Source organism: Tessaracoccus aquimaris (assembly GCF_001997345.1).
In the GTDB taxonomy this organism is placed as follows: Bacteria; Actinomycetota; Actinomycetes; order Propionibacteriales; family Propionibacteriaceae; genus Arachnia; species Arachnia aquimaris.
The window spans coordinates 1,309,748-1,326,894 of record NZ_CP019606.1 but is presented as its reverse complement, the minus strand read 5'-3'; the positions used below and the strand labels follow the sequence as shown (position 1 = coordinate 1,326,894).

At 69.6% G+C, this 17,147-nt stretch carries 16 protein-coding genes; all 16 read left to right on the top strand.

Annotated elements, in window-relative coordinates:
* Positions 1-56: 56 nt before the first annotated feature.
* The 16 genes from BW730_RS06255 (at position 57) to BW730_RS06185 (ending at position 17,142) form a co-directional block, all read left to right on the top strand.
* The gene (locus BW730_RS06255) at positions 57-407 is read left to right on the top strand and encodes a hypothetical protein (RefSeq protein ID WP_077685509.1); all 351 of its coding nucleotides are present in this window, start codon (positions 57-59) and stop codon (positions 405-407) included.
* Between the two features lie 152 nt (positions 408-559).
* The gene (locus tag BW730_RS06250; protein ID WP_077687544.1) at positions 560-2,092 is read left to right on the top strand and encodes an aspartate-alanine antiporter-like transporter; all 1,533 of its coding nucleotides are present in this window, start codon (positions 560-562) and stop codon (positions 2,090-2,092) included.
* A 156-nt stretch (positions 2,093-2,248) separates the two neighbouring features.
* Positions 2,249-5,737: a DNA polymerase III subunit alpha gene (dnaE, locus tag BW730_RS06245; protein ID WP_237268023.1), complete on the top strand. Its 3,489-nt coding sequence runs from the start codon at positions 2,249-2,251 to the stop codon at positions 5,735-5,737.
* A complete protein-coding gene (locus tag BW730_RS06240) occupies positions 5,737-6,309 on the top strand; it encodes a hypothetical protein (protein ID WP_077685507.1) in 573 nt (190 codons plus the stop codon). Before dnaE ends, BW730_RS06240 begins: the two co-directional genes overlap by 1 nt.
* Positions 6,310-6,319: 10 nt before the next feature.
* A complete protein-coding gene (gene hisD / locus BW730_RS06235) occupies positions 6,320-7,621 on the top strand; it encodes a histidinol dehydrogenase (protein ID WP_077685506.1) in 1,302 nt (433 codons plus the stop codon).
* Positions 7,618-8,709, top strand: a complete 1,092-nt coding sequence (locus BW730_RS06230; protein WP_077685505.1) for a histidinol-phosphate transaminase — start codon at positions 7,618-7,620, stop codon at positions 8,707-8,709. The genes hisD and BW730_RS06230 overlap by 4 nt, the downstream gene beginning before the upstream one ends.
* Entirely contained in the window at positions 8,706-9,314 is a 609-nt protein-coding gene (hisB, locus tag BW730_RS06225; RefSeq protein WP_077685504.1) for an imidazoleglycerol-phosphate dehydratase HisB, read from the top strand. The genes BW730_RS06230 and hisB overlap by 4 nt, the downstream gene beginning before the upstream one ends.
* The gene (hisH, locus tag BW730_RS06220; protein WP_077685503.1) at positions 9,311-9,922 is read left to right on the top strand and encodes an imidazole glycerol phosphate synthase subunit HisH; all 612 of its coding nucleotides are present in this window, start codon (positions 9,311-9,313) and stop codon (positions 9,920-9,922) included. Before hisB ends, hisH begins: the two co-directional genes overlap by 4 nt.
* A gap of 28 nt (positions 9,923-9,950) precedes the next feature.
* Positions 9,951-10,682 (top strand): bifunctional 1-(5-phosphoribosyl)-5-((5-phosphoribosylamino)methylideneamino)imidazole-4-carboxamide isomerase/phosphoribosylanthranilate isomerase PriA, encoded by a 732-nt coding sequence (gene priA, locus BW730_RS06215; RefSeq protein WP_077685502.1) that lies wholly within the window; start codon positions 9,951-9,953, stop codon positions 10,680-10,682.
* Positions 10,683-10,711: 29 nt separating this feature from the next.
* Positions 10,712-11,311: an SDR family oxidoreductase gene (locus tag BW730_RS19120; RefSeq protein WP_226997103.1), complete on the top strand. Its 600-nt coding sequence runs from the start codon at positions 10,712-10,714 to the stop codon at positions 11,309-11,311.
* Positions 11,308-13,029, top strand: a complete 1,722-nt coding sequence (locus tag BW730_RS06210; protein WP_226997102.1) for a haloacid dehalogenase-like hydrolase — start codon at positions 11,308-11,310, stop codon at positions 13,027-13,029. Before BW730_RS19120 ends, BW730_RS06210 begins: the two co-directional genes overlap by 4 nt.
* A 16-nt stretch (positions 13,030-13,045) precedes the next feature.
* A complete protein-coding gene (locus tag BW730_RS06205; RefSeq protein WP_077685501.1) occupies positions 13,046-13,963 on the top strand; it encodes a lactate racemase domain-containing protein in 918 nt (305 codons plus the stop codon).
* Positions 13,933-14,565, top strand: coding sequence for a hypothetical protein (locus tag BW730_RS18455; RefSeq protein ID WP_077685500.1), 633 nt, complete (start codon positions 13,933-13,935; stop codon positions 14,563-14,565). The genes BW730_RS06205 and BW730_RS18455 overlap by 31 nt, the downstream gene beginning before the upstream one ends.
* A complete protein-coding gene (locus BW730_RS06195; protein ID WP_077685499.1) occupies positions 14,562-15,353 on the top strand; it encodes a lysophospholipid acyltransferase family protein in 792 nt (263 codons plus the stop codon). The genes BW730_RS18455 and BW730_RS06195 overlap by 4 nt, the downstream gene beginning before the upstream one ends.
* Positions 15,354-15,370: 17 nt before the next feature.
* Entirely contained in the window at positions 15,371-16,309 is a 939-nt protein-coding gene (locus BW730_RS06190) for a GNAT family N-acetyltransferase (protein ID WP_145952746.1), read from the top strand.
* Between the two features lie 59 nt (positions 16,310-16,368).
* Positions 16,369-17,142: a YebC/PmpR family DNA-binding transcriptional regulator gene (locus tag BW730_RS06185; RefSeq protein WP_077685497.1), complete on the top strand. Its 774-nt coding sequence runs from the start codon at positions 16,369-16,371 to the stop codon at positions 17,140-17,142.
* The last annotated feature ends 5 nt before the right edge of the window (positions 17,143-17,147 follow it).

Here is a 17,147-nt window from a genome sequence, read left to right as displayed (position 1 = left end):
ACGAGGCGGATCTCGACGGTGCCCGCGGTCGGGTCGAGGAAGCCGACGGTGGCCAGGTGGTCGTCGTCGATGGCGTAGACGAACCCGGCCTCAGCGTCGATGGACCAGTCGGCCGTCGGGTCCGACGCGAGGCCGGCGACCTCGGCGGCGGGCGAGGGAGCGGGTCAGGCTTCGGGGCCGACGGCGCGGTGGGGCCGGTGCTTCCGGGCGACGTGGGCGACGACGCGGTGGACGTCGAGCCAGGCGCGGGCCCCGCGTCCCCGGCCGGGTCGCGCGGCCACAGCGACGCCGCGCTGACGGCGGCCAAGCCGGTCACCACCGCCGCTCCGCAGATCGCGATCAGGTGTTGTCTCTTCAACGCTGACATGGACGTCTCCTGGGGCTGGGCGGTTCCTCTCACCCTCTGACAAGTGCCTGACGAGCGGTTTCGTTGCGCCCAACACACCTAACTTTCGGCCGGTGGACGCGACCGTGCGTGGGATCGACCCCCACAGCGCGGTGGGGATAACCTGACTGCACTGTGTTTGACCTCCTCGCGTCCTCGCCCCTCCTGACCATCATGGTGGTGGTCACCCTGGGTGCCGCCTTCGGCGTGATCCCCTTCGGTCCGCTGCGCTTCGGGGCCGCGGGCGCGCTCTTCGTCGGGCTGACCCTCGGCGCCCTCGAGCCGAGCCTGGGGGAGGGCCTCGGGCTGATCTCCAACCTCGGCCTTGCGCTGTTCGTCTACACCGTCGGCATCGCGGCGGGGGAGACGTTCTTCTCTGACCTGCGCAAGCAGATGCCGCTGATGGGGTTGGGTCTCGCGGTGATCGCCGTCGTGACGATCATCGCCGTCGCGATGGGCGGATCGCTCGGCCTCGGCGACGACCTGGTGGCGGGAGTCCTGGCTGGTGCGTTGACGGCGACGCCCGCGCTTGCGGCCGCCACCGAGGCGACGGGAAGCGCCGACGCGGGCGTCGGCTACTCGCTCGCCTACCCCGTCGGCGTGGTGCTGTCGATCATCGTGGTGGCGCTGGTCGTGCACCGCCGCTGGCCGGGGAAGAAGGACCCGGTGCCGACCACGGCGGAGGGCCTGGTGGCCGAGTCGGTCCTCGTCGACCGGCGCGCCGCGCTGCGCGAGGTGCCGGGCTGGTCCGACGAGTCGATCAAGATGAGCTACCTCGCACGGCAGGGCCGGACCCGGGTGCTCGCTCCTGGGGAGGAGTTGTTGCCCTCAGACGAGGTTCTCGTGGTCGGCGCACCTTCGGCCGTGCGAGCCGCGGCGCGGTACCTCGGCCACCCGCTCGACCGGGAACTCACCGACGATCGCGAGGCCGTCGATTTCCGCCGCTTCGTCGTGTCCTCGCCGTCGGTCGCGGGCCGCAGCGTGTCGCAACTCAACCTGCCCGGCCGCTTCGGCGCGGTCATCACGCGCGTGCGGCGCGGCGACTCGGATCTGCTCGCCAGGGACGGCCTGGTGCTCCAGTTGGGCGACCGGGTGCTGGCCGTCGCGCCGCAGAGCGAACTTGCCACCCTCGGGGACTACCTCGGCGATTCGGAGCGCAAGATCTCGGAGGTCGACGCCATCGCGCTCGGCCTCGGGATCGTTCTCGGGCTGCTGCTCGGATCGGTCAGCATCGCGATGCCGGGCGGCATGACGTTCTCCCTCGGCCCCGCCGCGGGCCCGCTCGTGGTCGGCATGCTGCTCGGCGCCGTGCACCGCACCGGTCCGCTGATCTGGGACATCCCGCTGTCTGCCAACCTCACCATCCGCCAGCTCGGGCTACTGCTGTTCCTGGCCGCCGTCGGGCTGTCCTCGGGGCCGGCGTTCGCGGCGCAGGCCCTGACGGCGACCGGGCTCCGGGCAGGTGCGGTCGCAGCGGTGCTGGTGCTCGTCTCAGCGGCACTGCTGCTGGGAGGCGCGAGGCTGCTCGGCCTCAGCGCCCCACGCGCCGCGGGTGGTTTCGCAGGGTTCGTCGGCCAGCCCGCCATCCTGGCCTTCGCCGTCGACAAGGGTCGCGACGAGCGCATCGAATCGGGCTACGCCGCCCTGTTCGCCTTGGCGATCATCGGAAAGATCGTCGCCGTGCAGGTCATCGCAGCGGTCATGTGACCCAAGACCCCGGTTATCGGGCCGGGGCCGCGCCGTCCCAGGCGTGATGGTGAAACCGTCGGTGCCGCTGGGTAAGCTGGGCCAGCGTCGCCGGGTCGTAGGAGGAACAAGTTGTCCGCATCGTTCGTGCATCTGCACTGTCACACCGAGTTCTCGATGCTCGATGGTGCCGCGCGAATCAAGGACCTGTTCCAGGGCGCCGAGGAGATGGGGATGCCCGCTCTGGCCATCACCGACCACGGCAACCTGTACGGCGCGTACGAGTTCTACAAGGCGAGCAAGAGCTTCGGCGTCAAGCCCATCATCGGGCTGGAGGCCTACCTGACGCCCCGCACGCACCGCTCGGAACGCAAGCGGGTGCAGTTCGGCGACGGCACGGGCGACGACGTGGCCTCGAAGGGCGCCTACACGCACATGACGATGTGGGCCGCCAACCAGGAGGGCATGCACAACCTCTTCCGGCTCAGCACCCGTTCCTCGCTCGAGGGCTTCTTCTACAAGCCGCGCGCCGATCGGGAACTGCTCAACCTCTACGGCAACGGGCTGATCGGCACGACCGGCTGCCCCTCCGGTGAGGTGCAGACCTTCCTGCGGCTCGGCCAGTACAACAACGCCCGAGAGGCGGCCGCCGAGTTCCGCGACATCTTCGGCGACGGCAACTTCTACGTCGAGTTGATGGACCACGGGCTCGACATCGAGACGCGCGTCCGCAGCGACCTCCTCAAGCTGGCCAAGGACCTCAACCTTCCCCTGGTGGCGAGCAACGACCTGCACTACGTGCACGCCGACGACGCCGACTCGCACGACACGCTGCTGTGCGTGTCCTCCGGGTCAAGGAAGGCGCAGACCGACCGTTTCAAGTTCGACGGCAACGGCTACTACCTGAAGTCGCCCGAGGAGATGCGCCACCTGTTCCGGGCGCTCCCCGAGGCCTGCGACAACACGCTCGCGATCGCCGAACGGATCGAGACGGCCTTCGACGAGGGCATCGGCACCTACATGCCCCGCTTCGACGTCCCCGACGGCGAGACGGAGGACTCCTGGTTCCGCAAGGAGGTCGAGCGCGGGCTCGACGTGCGCTACCCCAACGGCTACGGCCAGGACGTCCGCGATCGCGCCGAGTTCGAGATGGGCATCATCGTCCAGATGGGCTTCTCCGGCTACTTCCTCGTGGTCGCCGACTTCATCAACTGGGCCAAGAGCAACGGCGTCCGGGTCGGCCCCGGCCGAGGCTCCGGCGCAGGCTCGATGTGCGCCTACGCGATGCGGATCACCGACCTCGACCCGATCGAGCACGGCCTGATCTTCGAGCGCTTCCTCAACCCGGAGCGCGTCTCGATGCCCGACTTCGACATCGACTTCGACGACCGTCGCCGCGGCGAGGTCATCCAGTACGTCACCGACAAGTACGGCTCCGAGTACGTCGCCCAGATCATCACCTACGGCTCCATCAAGGCCAAGGCCGCCGTCAAGGACTCGGCCCGCGTCCTCGACATGCCGTTCGCGATCGGCGAGCAGATCACCAAGGCGATGCCCCCGGACGTGATGGGCAAGGGCGTCCCGCTCGGTGACCTGTTCAACGACGAACACAAGCGCTACGCGGAGGGCGCCGAGTTCCGCGAGCTGTACCAGTCCACGCCCGACGTGCGCACCGTCGTCGACACGGCGCGCGGCATCGAGGGCCTGAAGCGTCAGTGGGGCGTGCACGCGGCAGGCGTCATCATGAGCCGGGCGCCCCTGATCGACATCGTGCCCCTCATGAAGCGCGAGGCCGACGGCGCCATCATCACGCAGTTCGACTACCCGGGCTGCGAGAGCCTCGGCCTGATCAAGATGGACTTCCTCGGGCTCAGGAACCTGACGGTGATCGCCGACGCCCTCAACAACATCACGCTGAACCAGCAGCTCGACATCGACCTCGAGACGCTCACCCTCGACGACCCCAAGACCTTCGACCTGCTGCAGCGCGGCGACACCCTCGGGGTGTTCCAGCTCGACGGCGGGCCGATGCGTTCCCTGCTGCGCTCCATGCAGCCCGACTGCTTCGAAGACATCTCCGCCGTCGGCGCGCTGTACCGACCGGGGCCGATGGGTGCCGACTCGCACAACAAGTACGCCCGCCGCAAGACCGGCCGCGAGCCCGTCGAACCCATCCACCCCGACCTGGCGGAGGCGCTGGAGCCGATCCTCGGCGAGACCTACGGCCTGATCGTCTACCAGGAGCAGGTGATGGCCATCGCGCAGCACCTCGCCGGGTACACGCTGGGCGGCGCGGACATGCTGCGCCGCGCGATGGGCAAGAAGAAGAAGGCCGAACTGGACGCCCAATACGAGATCTTCTCCGGCGGCATGATCGAGCGCGGCTACTCCAAGGCCGCCATCCAGACGCTGTGGGACATCCTGCTCCCGTTCTCCGACTACGCGTTCAACAAGGCGCACTCCGCCGCCTACGGCGTCATCTCCTACTGGACGGCGTGGCTCAAGGCCAACTATCCGGTCGAGTACATGGCGGCACTGCTGCAGTCGGTGCGCGACGACAAGGACAAGTCGGCGCTGTACCTTGCCGAGTGCAGGCACATGGGCATCGAGGTGCTGCCGCCCGATGTGAACTCCTCCGAGGTCATGTTCACCCCCGTCGGGCAGCACATCCGCTTCGGCCTGGGCGCCGTGCGCAACGTCGGAGACAAGGTCGTGACGGCCTGGATCGAGGAGCGCAACGCCGTCGGGCCCGCGTCCGACTTCTACGACTTCCTCGACAAGGCGCCGCTGCTGATGTGCAACAAGCGCGTCATCGAGTCGCTGATCAAGTCCGGCGCCTTCGACGAACTCGGCCACACCCGCCGCTCGTTGATGGGCATCTTCGAGAACGCCGTCGACTCCATCATCGACCTCAAGCGCAACGCCGAGAACGGCCAGGACGGCTTCGACTTCGGCTTCGAGGCGGAGCAGGACGACTCGTCGTCTGCCGTGCACGGCCAGGTGCCGGAGGTCGACGAGTGGGACCGTCGCACCAAGCTCGCCTTCGAGCGCGAGATGCTGGGCCTCTACGTCTCCGACCACCCGCTCAACGGGCTGGAGCACGTGCTGCAGAGCAACGGCGACCGGAGCATCGCCGCGGCGGTTGCCGAGGACGGCTACCGAGGGCCCGCGAAGCTGTGCGGGCTGATCACCTCGGTCAACCGTCGCGTCAACAAGGCGGGCAACATCTGGGCGCAGGTCGTGCTGGAGGACCTCACCAACTCCATCGAGGTGACGGTCTTCCCGCGCGTCTACGACCAGGTCGCGCAACACCTCGCACCCGACACGATCGTCTCGGTCGACGGCATCGTCGAGTCCGGAGAGGACCGCGGCCGGGTCCGGGCGCAGGGCCTCACCGTTCCCCACATGAGCGCTGAGGGCAACGTCGGGCCGCTGGCGCTGACGCTTCCCGCGGTGCGCTGCACGCCGGGTGTGGTGGGTGAACTGAAGCGGATCCTCGCCCAGTACCCGGGCGCCGCCGAGGTGCACCTGAACCTGCGCACCGGCGAACAGGTCAAGACCTTCCGGCTCGGCGACGGCTTCCGCGTCGAGCTGACCTCCGCGCTGTTCGCCGACCTCAAGGCGGTCCTCGGGCCGTCGTCGGTCGGCATGGAGCGGGAACTCTGATGGTCGAACCGACACTGACGGTCACCCCGCCGAGCGGGCAGCTCGCCGAGCTGTGGGGTCGCACCTACTGGCGCGTCGCCGTGTTCTTCGCAGGCTGCGTCGTGATGGGGGCGCTCGGCGGGCTGCTGTGGGCCAAGACGACGCCGCTGCCGTCGTACGCGGTGCGCGACGACCTGTCCGCGACGATGTCCGAGCTGAACCTGGCGGGCATCGTCGGGGCCGACGTCAGCTTCACGGTGATCACGGGCAGCATCGGCCTGCTGATCGGCATCGTGGGCTGGCTGATGCTCCACAAGCGCGGCTGGGTCGTGACGGTCGTACCGATGCTCGCGGCGCTCGGCGCCTCCCTGATGGCGTGGCGGTTCGGCATCGTGATCGGCACCTCCGGGTTCGACGCCCGGCTGGCCGCCGCATCGGCGGGCGACGTGGTGCAGGTCGACCTGCAACTGAGGGCCCTCTCGGCGCTGATCGTCGGCCCGTTCGCGGCGGTGACGCCCATCATGCTGCTCTCCGCCTTCTGGCCAGAGCCACGCATTGAGCAGGTGGAGAGCGACATCGTCGTCACACACTAGACTCAGGCCCGTGCTCCAAACTCTTGATTTCACGGGCGTCGACGGCGCCTACCGGACGCGCCTGCCGCGGGGTCAGTTCGACGTGGATGCGGCCCTTGACGTGGTGCGGCCCATCGTCGCCGACGTCGCGCATCGCGGCGAGGCCGCCATCATGGAGTACTCGGAGCGCTTCGACGGCGTCGCGCCCACCTCGCTTCGCGTGTCTGCCGACGTGCTGGCCAAGGCCGCCGCCGACCTCGACCCCGACCTGGCTGACGCCTTCGGGGAGTCGATCCGGCGCCGCCGTCAGGTCGCCCAGGAACTCGAGGTCGACACCAACCCCGCGCCCGCGATCCTCGCCGAGGGCGCGCGCGTCTCGCTGCGCAACATCCCCGTCGACCGCGTCGGCCTGTACGTGCCTGGCGGCCTTGCGCCGCTGGCCTCAAGCGTGATCATGAACGTCGTCCCAGCGCAGGTCGCGGGCGTCGGCTCCATCGCGGTCGCCTCCCCGCCGCAGCGCGAGTTCGGTGGCCTGCCGCACCCCAACATCCTCGCGCTGTGCCACCTGCTCGGCGTTGACGAGGTCTACGCCGTCGGCGGTGCCCAGGCCGTCGCGATGTTCGCCTACGGTGTCGAGGACATCGTCGAGCCCGTGTCGCTGATCACCGGCCCCGGCAACATCTACGTGGTGGCCGCCAAGCGCCTCGTGCGCGGCCGGGTCGGCATCGACTCGGAGGCGGGCCCCACCGAGATCGCGATCGTCGCCGACGACACCGCGAACCCCGTCTTTGTCGCGGCCGACCTGATCTCCCAGGCCGAGCACGACCCGCTGGCGGGCTCCGTCCTGATCACCGCCTCGACCGCGCTGGCCGAGAAGGTTCAGGCGGAGGTCGAACGGCAGGTCGTCGACGCGCCCAACGCCGACCGGATCCGCACCGCGCTGACGGGGGAGCAGTCGGCCGTCGTGCTGGTGCGCGACCTCGACCAGGCGATCGCGGTCGCCGACGCGTACGCGGCCGAGCACCTCGAGATCCAGACGGCGGACGCCGACTCGGTCGCCGCAAGGATCCGCAACGCGGGCGCCATCTTCGTCGGCGACTACTCGCCCGTCTCGCTCGGCGACTACTCCGCCGGGTCGACGCACGTGCTGCCGACCGCGGGTGCCGGGGCGCACTCGTCGGGCCTGACGGTGCGATCCTTCGTGCGCACCGTGCACGTGATCAGCTACGACGAGCAGGGCCTGATGGCCATCGCCGACGGCGTCGAGCGGTTCGCCAACGCCGAGCAGTTGCCGGGGCATGCCGCGGCCGTCACCGTCAGGCGGCGCGCGTGATCAGCCTCGCCGACCTGCCGCTGCGCGACGACCTCGTCGGCCAGGAGCCCTACGGGGCGCCGCAGATCGACGTGCCGATCGTCCTCAACGTCAACGAGAACCCGTACCCGCCGTCGCAGGTGATCCGGCACGAGATGGCCGCCGCGATCGTGTCCGCCGCTGGCACCCTCAACCGTTACCCGGATCGCGAGGCGCTCGGGCTGCGCGGCGACCTCGCCGCGTACCTCGGCCACGGCCTGAGCGCCGAGAACGTGTGGGTGGCCAACGGCTCCAACGAGGTGATGGCGCACCTGCTCACCGCGTTCGGTGGCCCGGGGCGCCGCGTCCTGACGTTCACGCCGACCTACTCGATGTACCCGGAGTACGCGCGCAACACCTGCACCGAGTACGTGACGGTGCCGCGCCACCCCGACTACACCCTCGACGCCGACCTGGTGCTCGGCGCGATCGCGGAGCACCGCCCGACGGTGACGCTGATCACGACCCCGAACAACCCGACCGGCACCACCGTCGACCTGGCCACCATCGAGGCCGTGCTCGAGGGCAGCGACACGCTGCTTGTCGTGGATGAGGCCTACCAGGAGTTCTCCAGCGGGCCGAGCGCGCTCGAACTGCTGGCGAAACACCCGAGGCTGATCGTGTCGCGCACCATGTCGAAGGCGTTCGCGCTGGCGGGGGGCCGGGTCGGCTACCTCGCCGCGGCCCCCGCCATCGTCGACGCCTGCCGGATCGTGCGACTGCCGTACCACCTCAGCGCCCAGACGCAGGCCATCGCCCGCGTCGCGCTGGCGCATTCCGACGAACTGCTCGCCCAGGTCCGCTCGCTCGCGGCCGAGGCCCGCGCGTTCGAGGACTGGGCCCGCGGTCGCGGCTACGAGGTGATCGACTCCGAATCGAACTTCTCGCTGTTCGGGCGGTTCCCCGACAGGCACCGCGTCTGGCAGGATCTGCTGGATCGCGGCATCCTGATCCGCGAGACCGGGCCTGCAGGCTTCCTGCGCGTCTCGGCGGGCACCCCCGACGAGATGGCCATCCTGCGAAGCGCCCTCGACGAGCTTTCGCCACCACTGGAAGGGAACCCCTCATGAGCCGCACCGCGACCATCAGCCGCTCCACCAGCGAGTCGACGATCACCGTCACCCTGGACCTCGACGGCACCGGCACGTCCGAAATCTCCACCGGCGTCGGGTTCTATGACCACATGCTGACGGCGCTGTCGAAGCATTCGCTGATCGACCTCACGGTCAAGGCGGAGGGCGACCTGCACATCGACGGCCACCACACCGTCGAGGACACCGCCATCTGCATCGGCCAGGCTCTCAAGGAGGCGTTGGGCGACAAGGCGGGCATCCGCCGCTACGGGCACGCCGTCATCCCGCTCGACGAGGCCGTCGCCGACGTGGTCGTCGATGTCGCGGGCCGCCCCTACGTCACCTGCCAGGGCGAGCCGGAGGGCCAGCCGTACGCGCTGATCGGCGGCTCCGGGGTGCCGTACGCCGGGTCAATGACGTACCACGTCTTCGAGGCGCTCGCGCTCAACGCTGGCCTCTGCCTGCACCTGCGCCTGCTGTCTGGACGCGACCCGCACCACATCGTGGAGGCCGAGTTCAAGGCCCTTGCCCGCGCGCTGCGCGAGGCAGTCGAGATCGACCCCCGCCAGCAGGGGATCCCGAGCACGAAGGGCGCGCTCTGAACCGGCGCGTCGGCCTGTTCGACTACGGCTCGGGCAACCTGCACTCGGCTGCCCGGGCGTTCGCCAACGCCGGCGCCGACGTCAGCGTCACGTCCGACCTCGGTGAACTGCGTCGCCAGGACGCCCTCGTCGTGCCGGGCGTCGGCGCCTTCGCCGCCTGCATGCGGGGGCTGACGCAGGCGGGCGGCGTCGATCTGATCCGCGAGTGGGTCGCGGCCGACCGGCCGCTGCTCGGCATCTGCGTCGGGCACCAGATCCTGTTCGAGCAGGGCACCGAGCACGGCACCGTCACCCCCGGGGTCGGGGTGCTGCGCGGCAGCGTCGACACGCTCCCCGCGAGGCGGCTGCCACACATGGGCTGGAACACCGTTCAGCCCGCCGACGGCATGAGCCTGTTCGGCGGCCCCGCGGGGGAGCGGTTCTACTTCGTGCACTCCTACGCGGCGCTCACCGGGCCCGACGACGCCCTCGTGGCGACCGCCGAGCACGAGGACGGCCGGTTCGTTGCCGCCGTCGAACGGGGCAACCTCGCCTCGACACAGTTCCACCCCGAGAAGTCGGGCGAAGCCGGGGCGCACCTCATCGCCACCTGGCTTCGGAAGCTCTGATGAGGGTGTTCGGATAGGGTGTGACGTCGTGGAGACTTTGGAGCTTTTGCCGGCCGTTGATGTGCAGGGCGGTCAGGCCGTTCAGCTCGTGCAGGGGGTCGCTGGAACCCAGAAGGAGTTCGGCGACCCGCTGAAGGCCGCGATGCGCTGGCAGGACGGCGGCGCCTCCTGGCTGCACCTCGTCGACCTGGACGCCGCGTTCGGTCGCGGAAGCAACGCCGACCTGCTGCGCGACATCGTGGGCAATCTCGACATCCAGGTGGAACTCTCCGGCGGCATCCGCGACGACGAGTCGCTGAACCGGGCGCTCGCCACGGGGGCGCGCCGCGTCAACATCGGCACCGCAGCTCTCGAGAACCCGCAGTGGTGCGACCGGATCGTCGCCGAACACGGCGACCGGGTCGCGATCGGCCTCGACGTGCGCGGCGAGAACCTTGCGGCCCGCGGCTGGACCACGGAGGGAGGCCCCTGGATGGAGACCCTCGACCGGCTCGTCGCGGCGGGCTGCGAGCGCTTCGTGGTCACCGACGTCAACGCCGACGGCATGCTGACCGGGCCCAACACCGAACTTCTGACGGCGGTCGCCGCGCGCAGCGGCAAGAAGGTGATCGCCTCCGGCGGCATCGCGACGCTGGAGAACCTGCGCGACCTGCGCCGCCTCGTGCCCCAGGGCGTCGAGGGCGCCATCGTCGGCACCGCCCTCTACGTCGGCCGCTTCACGATCGAGGAGGCCCTGCAGGTCGCCGAAGGGGAGCTGTGATGGTCAAACCACCCGCTAGCACGTTCGGGGTGAGCTCACCCGGGACGGTGCACGTGCCGCCGCTGCTCGACGGCAGGATCAGCGACCTCCTCGCGGGCAAGAAGATCGTGATGACCGGCGTCACCGGCTTCATCGGTGAGCAGATCCTCTGGAAGGTGCTCACCGAGTGCCCCGACACCCGCACCGCCGTGCTGGTGCGCCGCAAGGGATCGGTGACCGCCGCGGAGCGCGTCGCCAGCCTGCTGAAGAAGAAGATCTTCGCCGACGTCGTGCGCGATGCGGGCGGCGTCGAGGAACTGATGGCCAGCCGCGTCGAGGTCATCGAGGGCGACCTGCCGCAGGTTCCGGACCTGCCCCGTGACCTCGACGTGCTGCTGCACTGCGCGGGAGACGTCTCGTTCGACCCGCCCATCGACCAGGCGTTCATGACCAACGTCGTCGGCACCAAGGCGCTGCTGACGAAGCTGCGCGAGGCCTGCTCCGACGACGAGGGCAACCTCGTCAAGATCCCGCACTACCTGCACGTGTCGACCGCCTACACCGCGGGCAGGCGCCGGGGGCCATCCCCGAGGCCGCGCACATCCACGACATCGACTACGAGGCGGAGACCCGCGCCGCGCTCGCCATGAAGGAGCACGTCGAGGCCCGCTCCCGCAGTTCCGAACAGCTCACCAAGCTGCGCAAGGAGGCGGAGGCGCTGCACCGCCAGGCCGGCTACCTGACGACCTCGGAGGACACCGAGCGACGCCGCCAGGAGTGGGTCAAGCAGGAACTCGTCGCGGCAGGCACCGAGCGGGCCCGCTCGCTCGGCTGGACCGACGTCTACACCTTCGCCAAGGCGCTGGCTGAGCGCGTCGTCGCCGACCTCAGCGGCGACTTCATGGCCTCCATCGTGCGGCCCGCCATCGTCGAATCCTCGCTCACCAACCCGTACCCGGGGTGGATCGAGGGGTTCAAGATGGCCGACCCGATCATCCTGGCCTACGGCCGCGGCCAACTGCCCGAGTTCCCCGCCTCGCCCGACGCCGTCATCGACATCATCCCGTGCGACTTCGTCGTCAACGCGATCGTCGCGGTCTGTGCGACCACGCCGGAGATCGGCCAGCCCGAGTACTACCACTGCAGTTCCGGTGCCAGGAACCCGCTCACGTTCCGCGGCGTCTACGAACACGTCCGCAACTACTTCAGCGAGCACCCCTACACCTCCGGGCAGGGCTCGACCCCGCTTGCGACCTGGAACTTCCCCGGCGCCGAGCCCGTCGAGATGTTCATGAGGCTCGCCGACAAGGGCGTGAGGATCGGCAACAAGCTGATCAGCTTCGCCCCCCGTGGCAAGAAGACCAGGCAGTTGGCCGCCTCGCTCGACAAGTCCCGCAAGCAACTCGAGTTCCTCGGCAAGTACATGACGCTGTACGGCGAGTACCTGCAGTCGGAGCTCCACTTCGTCGACGACTGCACGCTCGCGCTGCACCACTCGCTGCACCCCGACGACCGCGACCGGTTCGGCTTCGACTCGGCCAGCTTCGAGTGGAAGCACTACATGGAGGAGGTGCACATCCCGGCCATCACGGATCCGGTGCGCCGACTCGAGGCGGCCCGCAAGCGCCGCAAGGGGCGCTCCACCACCTTCCGCGACCTCAAGCCCGCCGAGCCGGGCACCGTGCTCGCCGCGTTCGACCTTGACGGCACCGTGATGGCCACCAACGTCGTCGAGACCTACCTCTGGGCGCGGCTTCCCGAGCTGTCGCCGCTGCGGCGGATCGGGGAGGTCGCAAGCCTCGCGCTGCAACTGCCGATGTACCTGGGCGCGGAGCGTCGCGACAGGGGCGTGTTCCTGCGCTCCATCTACCGCCGCTACGCGGGCGCCGACCTGGCCGCGCTGGAGAGCTACGTCGACGAGAAGCTGTCGCCGCTGATCCTCGACCGGATGTCGCCCGACGCGATCCGCCGCATCCGCGAGCACCGCGACGCCGGCCACACCACCATCCTGATGACCGGCGTGATCCGGCCACTCACCCGGCCGTTCGAGGGCCTGTTCGACACCATCGTCGCCGCCGAACTGGCCACCGACGAGAACGGGATCTGCACCGGCTTCCTCAGCGGCCCGCCCATGGTGGGGGAGTCACGCTCCGCGTGGCTGAACCACTACGCCCAACTGCACGGCATCAACCTGGCCAACTCGTTCGGCTATGCCGACAGCCACGTCGACCTGCCGATGCTCAACGCCGTTGGCAACCCGGTCGCCGTCAGCCCGGACATCGGGTTGATGCGCGCCGCCAAGTCCAAGGGCTGGTCAATCGTCGAGTGGCCGGAGATGTCTCCGCTGCCTCGCCTCAAGATGTCGTGAACGGAAAGGACCGCTGATGTCTCGTCCCGGGTTTGTGCTGGAGGTCGACGAAAAGACCCCGCACCTCATGACGATGTCGGGAGCCCAGCTTCGGTTGGAGCGCTTCGGCATCGGCACCCAGGTGGTCTACGCCGCCGACGCTGAGGAGTCCTCGGACCCCGTCGGCCTGATCGACGCCGCGGTCGGCGCCCCGACAGGCGTCGCGCCGCTCTCGGAGCAGTTGCGCCCCGACACCCGGCTCACGCTGGTCATCGTCGACGCCGACGCGCCGCTGCCACGGCCCCACTTCGACCCGCGCCGCACGCTCGCAGAGCGGGTCCTGGAGATCGCGGCCCGCAACGGGGTCGACGACGTCGAGATCGTGGTCGCCAACGGCCTGAAGCAGCGCTGGAACACGCAGCAGGTCACCCGGGTGCTCGGCGACCGGGTCGCCACGTCGTTCCTGCCTGACGGGCTCATCACGAGCCATGACGTGACGAGTCCCGACCTCGTCTCCGTCGGCGAGGTGGACGGCACCACGGTGCGCGTGAACCGGCGGGTCGCCCAGTCCGACCTCGTGGTCGTGATCGGCATCCGCGGCGACGACTCGGAGCGCTGCCCGCTCGCGCTCGGCCTGACCGACCTGACCACGCTTGACCGGATCGGTGGCGTCGCCCCCGACCGCGAGTTCGAGCGCGGCGTCAGCGACCTGATCCAGGAAAAGGTGCCCGGCTTCGCGCTGCTCGCGGTCCTCGGCCAGCCGCTGCTCGCCCCGGGCTTCGCTTCCTGTCGAGCCGCGAATGGGAATGGCGCCTCAGCGACCGGTTGGCGTTCGCCGCGTCCCGGCAGATCATCGCGGCGCTTCCCCGTCAGGGTGCCCAACTGGTCAACGGCAACCCCCGTGCCGACTACGCGGTCATCGACGTGGTCGGTGGTGCCTTCTCCGCGGCGCTGAACGACTCGCGCGAGGTGTGGCAGGCCGCCAACGCCGTCGAGGTGAAGGGCTCGGCCGACGTGCTCGTCACCTCGGTGTGGGGCCCCTCCATCGACCCGGTCGACGCCATCGGGTCGCCGCTCGGCGCCGCGCACCACGCCCTGGTCACCCGCGCAGGCAGCCACCTGGAGGCGCCGCTTGCCCGCGAGGGCGGCGTGCTGATCGCGTTCCATCCGCTGCGCAACCGGTTCTCCAACCGTCGCCAGTCCAGCGCTGCGGACTTCTTCGCGAAGGTGCTGCCCGTCACGACCGATCCCGCGGAGATCGCCGCCGACTTCCAGCCCAGCTCGGTCGACGACGAGTGGTACCTCGACCTGTACCGCAAGAACTTCGCCGACCATCCGCTGCGCGTCTACCAGCAGTGGTACGAACTGGCCAGCGCATCGAGCCGGTTCTCCGACGTCATCTGGGTCGGGGGAGACCGTCGCGTCGCTGCGCTGCTCGGGCATCGCGCGGCCACCACCTACGCCGACGCCCTCGAGATCGCCTCGGGCACCGTCGGCATGCACCCGAGCATCACGATGCTGCGCGGCCCAGGGCTGGCGTTGGGCGACGTGCGATGAGCAGGGACCTGCCCTCCTGGGCGCAGAGCCGCAGGTCGAAGAAGCGGCCGCAGTTCACGCTGCCCGCCGACCTCCTCGACGCGTTGACCGCCACGCTGCGCCGCCGTCGCCCCGCGGGTGTGCCGCCCCGTCCGGTCGTGGCCCGCGAACTGGGGTTCCGGACGGAGCGTCCGGGCAGGCACCTGATGCTCCGCCTCCTCGGCTTCCGCTTCGACATCGAACTGGTCGGTGACGACTCCCTGACGGGCCTTCGCCACCCGTTCGTGCTGGCCGCCAACGAGCAGGGCGCCCTGGACTACCAGTTGCTGCGGCTCTCGCTCCCGTCGCGGCTGCGCCCGACCAACGTCACGCCCTCACGCTCGCTTGCGCGGGGCCGCAACGTGGTGGTCTTCACCGACGACCCATCTGCCGGGCGACAGGTGGGGGAGTTCTCCGACGTCGCGGCGGGCATCGCAGGGCAGCACAACGTCGCGGTGGTCCCCGTCGGCCTGGTCGGTACGTTCAAGCTGAAGGACATCCTGAAGCTGCCGCTGCGCGCGCGGCCAAAGGTGTCGATCCGGTTCGGTGCCCCCATCTACCCGCGCGGCCAGGGCCTCGCCGAGGCGACCGCGGAACTGCAGCACCGCGTGGAGCAACTCGTCCACGAGGGCGACCTGAGCTGGTGGGCCGTCGAGCGGCGGCGCGCCGAGGGGCCCTCAGTCCCGTCGCTGGAACAGACGCCCCGCTGGCGTCGGCTCTGGGACCAGGCCGCCCCAACCAAGGATGCGCGACCGCGCATCTGGCGGTGAGGCGTAGACTGACGACCATGGAAGCCTATGTGGAGCCGCACCTCAGGTGGCGGCTCTTAGGCAGTCACGATGCCCCCGAGATCGAGAGCTTCAGGGCCCAACTCGAGGCGCTGGACAACTCGGTTCTCTCGGGGATGACCGCGGCGATCCTCGACAGAGACCTGCTCCCCGCAACAGGGTTGGCCGTCGGCGGCTGGGACGCCTACTCCTCGCTCTCGGCCTTCGGCGCCGGATTCCTCGCAAGCACCGATCCGCTCCGGATGTACCTGATGGGCGGCGTGCACCCCGTGCACCGTCACATGATGGTCGGCACCGCGCTCCTGAAGTGGCAGATCGAGCGCGCCAAGGCCTGGCGCGACGAGAACCATCCGGGAGTTCCGCTGTGGCTCGGCTGCTACGCCGAGGTCGGCAGGCCGGGCCTCGAGGGCGTCGCCCGCAGGCAGGGCTTCGAGCCGGAGCGCTACTACTACGACCTGCACCGCGACCTGGGCCAGCCCCTGGTGGTCCCGGACGCTGACGGGATCTCGATCGCGGGCTTCCTCCCCGCCGACGCGGAGGAGGTGCGCGTGCTGCACAACCTCTGCTTCAAACCCATTGGCGGCGCGGAGGTCCAGGCCGAGGAATGGAACCAGCGCCTGGCCGACGTCGGCTTCCGCCCCGAGTGGTCCTTCGTCGCGCGCGACGGCGACCGGATCGTCGGCTATGCCATGAGCGTCGTCGACGACGGCGACCCCTGCGGCGGCTGGACCGAACGCTTCGGTGTCCACCCCGACTACCGCCGCCGTGGCATCTCCCTCGCGCTGCTCGGCTCGTGCCTGCGCTCGATGCGCACATCCGGCTGCACCGAGGCGGGCCTCGGGATCGACACGCCGGACGGGCTGGGGCTCTCGCGGCTCGCCCGCGAACTCGGCTACACGACACGGGACGCGGTGGCGCTGCTCAGCAAGGTCGTTTAGGGCCGACACGATAGGCTGCTCTATCGAGAGTTACTTCTGCGACGAGAAAGTGGGACCGGATGAGCGGCCATTCCAAATGGGCAACGACCAAGCACAAGAAGGCCGTCATCGACGCCAAGCGGGGCAAGCTCTTCGCCAAGCTGATCAAGAACGTCGAGGTCGCGGCGCGGATCGGTGGCGGTGACCCAGCGGGCAACCCCACTCTCTACGACGCCATCCAGAAGGCCAAGAAGTCCTCGGTTCCCAACGACAACATCGATCGCGCCGTCAAGCGCGGCTCTGGCGCCGAGTCCGGCGGGGCCGACTACGAGACGATCATGTACGAGGCCTACGGCCCTGCGGGCGTCGCCATCCTGATCGAGTGCCTCACCGACAACCGCAACCGCTCCGCGTCCGACGTGCGGGTCGCCGTCACCCGCAACGGGGGCACCATGGCAGACGTCGGATCCGTCCAGCGACTGTTCTCCCGCAAGGGCGTCGTCGTCGTGCCGAAGAAGCAGACCTCGGGCGAACTGAGCGAGGACGCCCTGCTGGAGGCCGCGCTGGAGGCTGGCCTCGAGGAGGTCTCCGACAACGGTGACGAGTTCGAGGCCTACACCGACCCCAACGACCTCGTCGAGGTGCGAAAGGCCATCGAGTCGGCCGGTCTCGACTACGACTCCTCCGAGGTGCAGTTCGTGGCCTCGTTCGACCAGGAGGTCGACTCGGTCGACGTCGCCCAGAAGGTCGAGCGGATCATCGACGCGTTGGAGGACTCCGACGACGTGCAGAACGTCTTCACCAACGTCGATGTCACCCCCGAGGTCGCACAGGCACTCGAAGACGAGGACTGAGTAAC